The organism is Rhizobium sp. SJZ105 (assembly GCF_007828365.1).
Classification (GTDB): Bacteria; Pseudomonadota; Alphaproteobacteria; order Rhizobiales; family Rhizobiaceae; genus Agrobacterium; species Agrobacterium tumefaciens.
The window spans coordinates 142114-151125 of the sequence record NZ_VIUP01000011.1 but is presented as its reverse complement, the minus strand read 5'-3'; the positions used below and the strand labels follow the sequence as shown (position 1 = coordinate 151125).

6 protein-coding genes are annotated in these 9012 nt (G+C 57.2%); 3 read left to right on the top strand and 3 right to left on the bottom strand.

The genetic code is table 11. From position 1 onward, the window contains the following. Together FB593_RS27720 and FB593_RS27610 are read left to right on the top strand one after the other, a co-directional pair. The coding region (locus FB593_RS27720; RefSeq protein WP_145167034.1) for a hypothetical protein at positions 1-241 on the top strand (241 nt) is incomplete at its 5' end. Positions 242-411: 170 nt separating this feature from the next. Further along, complete coding sequence (locus tag FB593_RS27610; protein ID WP_162995293.1) at positions 412-552, top strand: hypothetical protein; 141 nt, start codon at positions 412-414, stop codon at positions 550-552. A gap of 1073 nt (positions 553-1625) precedes the next feature. On the opposite strand, the gene FB593_RS23555 is transcribed toward FB593_RS27610, so the two are convergent. The 3 genes from FB593_RS23555 to FB593_RS23545 form a co-directional block, all read right to left on the bottom strand. Further along, a complete protein-coding gene (locus tag FB593_RS23555; RefSeq protein WP_145167033.1) occupies positions 1626-3290 on the bottom strand; it encodes a type IV secretory system conjugative DNA transfer family protein in 1665 nt (554 codons plus the stop codon). Then, on the bottom strand, positions 3287-3595 hold the full coding sequence (locus FB593_RS23550; protein ID WP_143238629.1) for a mobilization protein: 309 nt from the start codon (positions 3593-3595) through the stop codon (positions 3287-3289). Before FB593_RS23550 ends, FB593_RS23555 begins: the two co-directional genes overlap by 4 nt. 185 nt (positions 3596-3780) lie before the next feature. Next, positions 3781-4707, bottom strand: a complete 927-nt coding sequence (locus tag FB593_RS23545) for a nucleotidyltransferase and HEPN domain-containing protein (RefSeq protein WP_145167032.1) — start codon at positions 4705-4707, stop codon at positions 3781-3783. Between the two features lie 412 nt (positions 4708-5119). Between FB593_RS23545 and traA the strand changes: the two genes are divergently transcribed. Further along, on the top strand, positions 5120-8878 hold the full coding sequence (gene traA, locus FB593_RS23540) for a Ti-type conjugative transfer relaxase TraA (protein ID WP_145167031.1): 3759 nt from the start codon (positions 5120-5122) through the stop codon (positions 8876-8878). The last annotated feature ends 134 nt before the right edge of the window (positions 8879-9012 follow it).

The window sequence follows — 9012 nt, the reverse complement described above, 5'->3', positions numbered from 1 at the left end:
AACAACAAGCAGTCAGCTCATCAACATGATTTCTTTAGAACGAAAGACTTCGTCGCCAGCAGCGCCGCCGCCCTCGTTCAGTGAGCGGACTTATAGAGAGCAGCTTGCGCTTACGTCAATGGGCAAAAAAGAAAATCCTTGGAAAAAAAAACGGGCGCCAAAATTCCATAAAATAATCAACACTTTGGCGGCATCGACGTCGTCTGGACAGTTATTTCCAGAATTACGATGGCATTTTTAGTAGTCCGCTTTCACCGTACAGAGTCTTACGCCTGCTCAAATTGTCGAATAGAGCTTACTACGGCGGTGGTTGGGTTGCGCCACGAGTGCAAGCTTGATCGCCGAAACATTTCGAGTGAGTGCTATCCTTGAGGATAGCCAATTCCAAACAGCAGAATGGAAATGCTCGAAATGTCTGATGGTTCTTGGGTAGATTGGTTTCCTTTCGTCTTTTTCCCGGCCAAGGTCATAGTGCTCGGCATAGGCATGTATTATGCGATCAAGTGGCATCACGATCAGGCGAAGAAAGATAGCGAGACCAAAGGGCACTGAGCGAGGCTCTGCTGTCCGTCGCTCAAGCCCGCATTGCGTTGCTGGCTGAAGGCGACGAGAGCGGAAAGCAGTTGCAGCGCCTCCCCGGCGAACTATCAGCCTCATAACTTTCGCGGAACAACGGGCGAACTATGTGAGAACATCCGCACCAATTGTTCTACATTAGATTTTTCCCAATGAGAGCATTGGCTTACCTCTATCAAAAGCCGCTCCAGATAGCTGGAAGCGGCATGCTTGATGAAATAAACAGAATACGAGTAGCCAGTATTCGGGAAAGTATTTGAGCTAGAAAAACGTTGCTCGTTCCCATGAAACGTGGAGATCAATCGAGACTTTCACTCAATTTGTCAATTAGCTCTCAAGGATATGCTTAATCTGTAAGCCTCCGCCCATGGCGTCAACGACAGTGCGCCAGCCGTTCGGTGCGCCTTTCCGATTGGGTCCCAGGTCGCTCTCGCCTCGTAGAGCGGAGGTTGTTCCAGATTTTAAGCGTCAAAACACCTGTTACACAAACGCCGCAGGTATACCCAGATAGATTATCAGCCCAAAAAGTGTCATGCCCGGGGTGTCACAAGCGTGAGGAGCCCCACAGCTCATGTGGGAGCTTACGCGGCATAGTAAATGAGACACGCAACCGATCCAGAGCCCGCTATGTCGTAACACACCGCTCGGGTTCCAAAATCTCGTTATTCGACTGTCTCGCCTAGCACGAGAGAACCGTGAATAGAGCAGTCCGGTATAGCGCCGGCCTGTTTCGCCCATCCCGATCCGGGCCGCGCCAACGATACAGCGGACGCTTTCATGGTCGTTGTCGTTGAAAACACGCAGCACGCCTCCACTTTTATTCCTTCACAGCAAGACGCACGCCCGTCCTGCCGCTCACTTCGGCACTATGGGGAGCGCGTTCCCGTCAGGACAGGCTGGATCACCGCGTACCATATTCCGTTAAAGTGGACGCCTGTTTCCGGGGCTTGCCGAGCCATATCCACTTCCCGCTACGGTCAAGATAGCTCGAGGGCCGCGCATACAAGGATTTGATGGCTTGCCGAACTGCCTTTTTACCACCATTCCCGTTAAACTGGATCGAACATATCCCTGAACTCCGGATCGTTAAAATAAGACAGCTTTTCAGCAAATATTGATCGTTGTCCGGCCAGAAACAGCAATTGTCCGTGCGCCGGCAGATTGCGCACCTCATCAGGGGTGAGCAGCGGCCGGCCGGTATGTTGCTGGCTGTAGGAGATCCCGGTCTTATCGGAATCGAGCGCTCTCGCCATCGTCTGGAACACGACCGTCTCCTGTCCGAGCAGATCAGAGATGAGGCGGGCGCTGTCATGATCGTTGACGCCAAAGACCTGCAGCACGCCGGCGTTTGACAGGAAAGTTCCGGCGCGGTGACCGTATGTGGCACGCAACTGATGGATGTCCTGGAGGATGGGCCAAAGCTGGACACCATAACCCGCCATCAGACCCATCGCGCGTTCGACTGGTGCCAAATGCCCAAGGGATGCGAACTCATCAAGCAGATAAAGAACCGCTGTCGCCGGCTTTGCCGGATCGCGGGCCATTTCGATCAGGCTTTGGGAAACAAGCAGGCGCAGCCAGCGCGAATAGGTCGAGAGGCGATCAGGAGGAAGCACGAGGAACACCGTCACGTTGCTGTGCTTGAGATCGGCAAACCGGAAATCCGAGCGGCTGAGGACGGCCGTCATGCGCGGTGAATCGAGAAAATGCGTATGGCGTTGGGCTGCGGAGAGAACGCCTGCGGCTTCGCGATCGGATTTTCCGAGGTGGCGGTTCGCGGCGCGGGCGACAAGACCTCTTGCCGCATCGCTGTCCTGCATACGCTTGAGCAGTCTTGCGAAGTGTTCCGGAGCAAGGGTGAGATAGTCGCGAAGTGTTGCGAGGTGCCTGCGTCTCAAAGGCTCCGCTGCAACGATCTCGAGCAGCAATCCGGTAATCAGCGCTTTTGCCTCGTCGTTCCAATGCGCCTCGCCCGTCATTCCCGGTTCGTCGAACACGAGAGCGTCGGCAAGGGCACTGGCATCGTCCGCGACATCAAGACTGTGGGGATCGAGCAGGGCCAGGGGATTGAAGGCGGCCGAGGGTCTGCCGGTGACCCCGAAAGGATCCAGCACATGAACCGGCCCAAACTTCTGGCGGGCACGGCCGGTGATCCTTGCATTCTCGCCTTTTGGATCAACGCAGATCACCGAACGCTCGGCGGTCAGCAGGTTTGGAATGATCGTGCCCACACCCTTGCCGGTACGGGTCGGCGCCATCGTCAGGAGATGGGCCGGGCCATCATAGCGCAGGGGCTTGCTTGTTTTCGTATCACGACCGATCAAGAGGCCGGAAGCGGATAAGGTGAGAGCAGCTATCTCCTTGTCTGTCGCAAAGCGGGCGGAGCCATGGGTCTCATCGTCATCATCCCCGAAATGCAAAATCAGTGGAGTGGTGATGAACCAGAAGGTGATAACGGCGAGCGCCACTAGGGTTAAGAGACCTGGGATGATGTAGAAAGGCGAGCCTTGACTAAAACCCATTTGCTCAAGGAAATGACCGCCACCCATGCCGATCACAAACGTGACGTTGAACAAGATGAACATAAATCCGAGGAGCCGTTTCCAGGTTCGGAAGGGCATGGCGATCAAAGCGAGGAATGCCCAAAGCGGATCACGCGCGGCGGCTCGCATCATGTTCTTGAATGCGTCCCGAGAAAGTCGCAACCGGTTCATGGAGCGCCCTGCCCGCTGTCACCACTCTCTGCCGTGCCCGGCTGTACTGCTCCGATCAGATCGGTAAAGAGTACCTTGTCATTGTCGCGTGTCAGAAAGCCCGGTAGTTCACGACGCAGCCATTTACCGAGCTGCTGCTTAAAAACCTGATCATCGGAGGTTTCGAGGTGATGCATAACGAGCGAGCCGATCAGGACCTTGCGGCGCATGTCGTTGTTGCGCTCGGTTTTCGAGAGACGGGCCTTGAGAGCGGAACGTTGCGCATCCAGTTCAGCCAGGCGCTGTTCGATTGTTTTCCTTGCCACGATTGTTCCTTTCGATTGCGGTCGCACCGGAACTGCCGCTGTTGCCCACGGCTTTGCTCCTGGAAGACAGACCAGTTTCTATGAGGAGATCGACATAGCGATTGCGAGAGTAGGTTTGACCATAGGGTTCATGACGCTGCGGTGGCTGCTACCTGAGCTCAGGATTATTGTATCACCGGTGAAGCTCAGTCGATGGCGTTCGCGGCTTGTCCCGCGGCCTGTTCGAGCTTTTCGATGTGCTCGCGGCAAAGCGTCTCAACCAGCTTATGAAGTTCCGCGGTGCGCTCCTGAAGCCAGGTGAGCGCCTCTTCGGAAACCTCGAAACGCTTCGAATAGCGTGCCTTGACGTAGGCCTCATTCAGGATGTTGTACCACGTGGTAAATCGCTGACGATCGCGTGGCCAGATGTCGATCAAACGGTGATCACGACCTTCGGAAAGTCCACGCAGGAATTTGAGATTGTGCGACGCTGGGGAATAGTTTGTCAGTGTCAGAAGGTAGCAGTTGTAGGCGCTCTCCACTGCCTGATGGAGATTGAAGGCGGCTAGGTGTAGGTTACCTTTCGCAACGAGATATTTTGCTACATCAGCGAAATCTCGCGCATCCGGGAAGTGCCGCAGAAAATGATCTTCTGCCACCCTGAGTGCATCGGCAGGGCTGAGCGGTTTCGCTTCAGCCAGCGGCCGATCGTCGAATTCGTAAAGAACAACACCTTCGCGGGCGAGGTCGACGAAGAAGTACTGGCCGTCATTTAGAAAATTGCTGATTTCGCGAGCGCCATGCACGATGAGACCGACAGGTGTCTCAATTTCCTTGTCCCACATCAGCCGGTCTGTTGTCTTGTCCCAGTATTTGGGCTCGGCAAGTTCCTTGTTGCTGACGATGACGAGGATGTCGAAATCCGAGCGATAGCCTTTCGACGTATGCGGCTCATCCACCCAGGTGCCACGCGCGTAAGAACCGAACAGAATGATTTTGAAAATCCGCCCGTCTTTCTTGGCGTCAGACTTCGAGCGCTCCACCAGATCAGCAAACTCTTCCTGAATAATTCCGACGACACGCGCGAGCTCGCGTTGCTTTCGTTCCGGCAAATGTTCAAGGCTGGTCTTCATGTCTGCTCCGTTCCTGGACGGTATCCTGTATGGTCCATTGTAAACTTCTTTGAAACTCGGATTTTTGGCAGCCGCCAATCGAATGCCTGTCTCCCGCACGCGCAATCTTCCGGCGCGTTGTCTGCGCCGCCCTCTCCTGTTTGCCGAGCCGCGCCTGCAATATCTGCTTCCACTCCCTCCCTTCTCCCTGATCCGTCGTGCGATCAGCCTGCGCCTATCGCCCTCCCCGGAATGATGCGTTTGTGTCCCTATTCAAACACGAGCAATTGCCACTTGGCGACTACTACTTTTAGTAGTCGAAATGCCCGTTCGTTGTTGCTAGCTTTGCCACCGGTAAACAGACAAGGGCGCACTTACGACTTGCGGCGCCTTTGAGCGTTTGGTCTCCCCGTTTGCGTATCGGAGATTTCGTTTGGCGATTTATCATCTCAGCACCAAACCTGTCTCGCGCTCATCTGGTCGCAGCGCTGTCGCATCCGCCGCCTACCGTTGTGCTGTTCTTCTCGTCAATCATCGCGATGGCCTTGTGCATGACTTCACCCGCAAAGAGGGTGTCGAGCATAGTGAGATCGTGCTGCCGCAAGGCGTGCCTGCCGACTGGGCTTTGGATCGCTCGACGTTGTGGAATGCTGCCGAGTTTGCAGAAAAGCGCAAGGACGCCCGCGTCGCCCGCGAATTCGAAATCGCGCTTCCACATGAGCTTTCGCCAGAGGGGCGACTGAAGGCTGCACGTGCCTTTGCCCAGGATCTGGCAAACCGCTATGGCGCGGCCGTGGATTTTGCAATCCATTCGCCAAGCGAGCATGGTGATATCAGGAACTACCATGCGCATGTGCTGATGACGACGCGAGAGGTTGGCAAAGCCGGCCTTGGCGAGAAGACTGTTCTTGAGCACAAGAACGCACGGCTGCTGGCAAATGGCATGGCGACGACCGACATGCAGCTTCGCGATATCCGGCAGTCGTGGGAAGGCATCGCCAACCGTCAGCTTCAACGTGAAGGCCTGGATGTTCGCATCGATCATCGCTCGCATATTGAGCGCGGTCTTGAGTTGTCGCCGACCGAACATATGGGCGTGCATGCGTCGCAGATGCGCCAGCAAGGAATGGCCGTCGAGCGCGGGCGGCTGGATGACGAGGCAGCACGGCAAAATGCCGCGCTGATCCGCCAAAAACCGGAACAGGTTCTGACGCTGATCAGCCATGAGAAGAGCGTGTTCGATCGACACGATATTGCCAAAACCTTGCATCGCTACATCAACGATGACGCCCAAACATTCCAGAACGCCTTTGCGGCTGTCATGGCATCACCAGCGCTCGTGGAACTTCAGGCTGAGAGCATCGATGCCGAGACAGGCGAAGTGTCCAATGCCCGCTATTCGACACAGGCCATGATCGATCTGGAACTTGGAATGGCGCGATCGGCGGAGCGGTTGCACCAAGCGCATTCCCATGGCGTTGATCATCGCCATATCGAGCGTGCGATGGAGAGGCAGGATAACGCTATTCGGAAAAGTTCCGGCGGACCGTCGGCTGCGAGCAATCCGTCAGCGGGATTGTCGGACGAACAGCGTCACGCGATTGCGCATATTACCGGGCCTGAACGCATCGCCGCTGTGGTCGGGTTTGCCGGTGCTGGAAAGTCCACCATGCTGGCAGCCGCTCGCGAGGCGTGGGAGGCTCAAGGATATCAGGTCCATGGTGCAGCGCTTAGCGGAAAGGCAGCCGAGGGTCTTGAGGAAAGTTCCGGCATAGAGAGCCGCACCCTGGCGTCATGGTCTTACAGTTGGGACAATGGTCGGGGTATGATCGGTGGACGTGATGTGTTCGTCATCGACGAGGCCGGCATGGTCGGGAGCCGGCAGCTTGCCCGCTTTATCGGAGAAGCGGAAGAGCGCGGCGCAAAGATCGTTCTCGTCGGCGACCATGAGCAGTTGCAGGCAATCGGAGCCGGTGCACCCTTCAGGGCGATTGCCGAGCAGATTGGCCATGTCGAACTTTCGGGCATTCGCCGCCAGCGCCATGATTGGCAGAGACAGGCATCGGTTGCCTTTGCGACCCACAAGACGGCCGAGGGCCTCGCCGCCTATCGCGATCACGGCGCCATCCACTTTGCGGAAAGCCGCGACGCGGCGATGGCGCAGATCGTGCGTGATTATGTCGCCGACAGTGAGAAGCGTGCCGATGGCACCCGGGTTGCCATGGCGCATCGCCGCGCCGATGTGCGCGCCCTCAATGCCGCCATCCGCTCTGAACTTCAAAACAGACAAAGGCTGGTGCGCAGCCCCGGGCTGAACGACGGCGCGGACCGTGGAGACCGTGGGAATGGTGCGGACCGTGTGGGTGATGAGGATGTTGGAGAACTGACCTTCCAGACCAATAACGGCAAACGCGCCTTCGCCGCCGGTGACCGGATCATCTTCCTCGAAAACAACCGCGACCTCCGCGTCAAAAACGGCATGCTTGGCACAATCGAGCATGTGGAGCCGAACAAGATCATCGCCCGGCTCGATGGTCGAGGTGGCGACAGTGTCAGCATTCCCATGGACAGCTATCAGGCAATCGACCACGGCTATGCGACGACGATCCATAAAAACCAGGGGGCGACGGTCGATCGCGCCTTTGTGCTGGCGTCGAGCACCATGGACCGGCATCTGACCTATGTTGCCATGACAAGGCATCGCGACGGCGTGCAGCTCTATGCCGACATCAAGGAGTTCGCCAATGCGGGCCGGCTGGTTGATCACGGCGTTGCGCCCTACGAGCATAATCCCCAGGCGCGAGAAAACTATTTTGTGACGCTGGAGAACGACAAGGGCGAGCGGCGCACGGTGTGGGGCGTCGATCTCAGGCGGGCCATGCGAGGTGCATCTCCCGCGATCGGGGACAGGATTTCCCTGCAGCATGAAGGCGCCACGCCTGTTACGCTTCCGGATGGCACGCAGGCCGAGCGCAATGCGTGGCGTGTCGTCAAGGGTGACGCGTTGGCGTACGAGCAGCTGACAAGCCGCCTGTCGCGTTCCGGCGCGAAGGAAAGCACGCTGGATTACATCAGCGACTTTGCCGAGCGCCGCGGAATCGCCAGCGACCAATGGATCGTTAGCGACCAATGGATCCGGCAAGAGTTTGGGGTGAGAAGCGAGATTGAACTTGCTTCCGCCAAAGATGAGCGTCAAGAGGTCTTGTCCCGTGCGGCCCATCTGCAACGGGAGCAACAGGACCGGCCATCAGAACGTCAGCAGGTTTACGAGGAACGTGCCGGCGATCTGGCCGGCCCTGTTCACCGCGAAGATCAGCACAGGGCTGAGGACAACAAAGGCTATCGCCGCATCCGGTGGTCCGAGGTTATGTCGCAAGACGGCGCCATCCCTGCCCCCACAGAAACTGTAGTCCAACAATCGCTGATGGAAACCGGCAAGCCAGCTCCGCTGGTACCGGCGATCACCCGTCACGACCGCAGCATCGAAGAGGTAGCACGGGAAAGAGCGATGTCCGTCATCGACCAGAGATTCGATACGGTGGAATCTCTCGCGCGGCACGTGTTCCGTGATCCGGTCGAAGTCGCCGCAAGACTGCGCACCGCGATGACCGAGAAGGAAGGCAATGGAAAAATCATGGCGAAAGCCATGGCCGAGCAACCCGAGCGGTTCGGGGAGCTGCGCGGAAAGTCAGGTCTGTTCGGAAACAACAAGGAGCGGAAAGAGGCGCTGCAATATGCCAGGTCTCTGTCGGCCCATATTGGCTATGTCTCCGAGGCATGGCAGCGCCGGCTTGGCGAAGAACGCGCGAGCGAACAATGGCAGCGTGAGCAGCGTGACGTCATCGAGGTTCCCGGCCTCACCTCCCGTAGCGCCGAGATCATCGCCAAGGTGGAGAAAATGCCGTTGGAGAAGCGGAGCCAGTTTATCTCAGAACTGCGATCGTCACCTGAGGGGCAAGCCGCGCTTGATGAGGCCAGGCTGGTGGCCGAAGCGCTCACGCGGCGGTTTGGTAGTTCTGATCCTCGCAGGTTCGCCGAAGAGCTAGCGGCACGCCCGGAACTCGCAAAGCAGGCCGAGCACATTCAGATGACCGCCCGTATCGTGAACCGAACGCGCATGGCCGAGCTTAGCCATGACCACGCACTCGGACGGCAGCTTAACCGGTCGCAGGGGCTTGGATTGAGCCGATAGTATGCGCCGACGACAACATTGGCGTCTTTTAATCGGTCACCCCTAAAAGTGAGCCGCCCTTCCAAATTTCCTAGGCGTCCCGATGCACCTATCCCCGTTAAGCGCTCGAGACGGCTTCCCTCAGCAGTTCATCA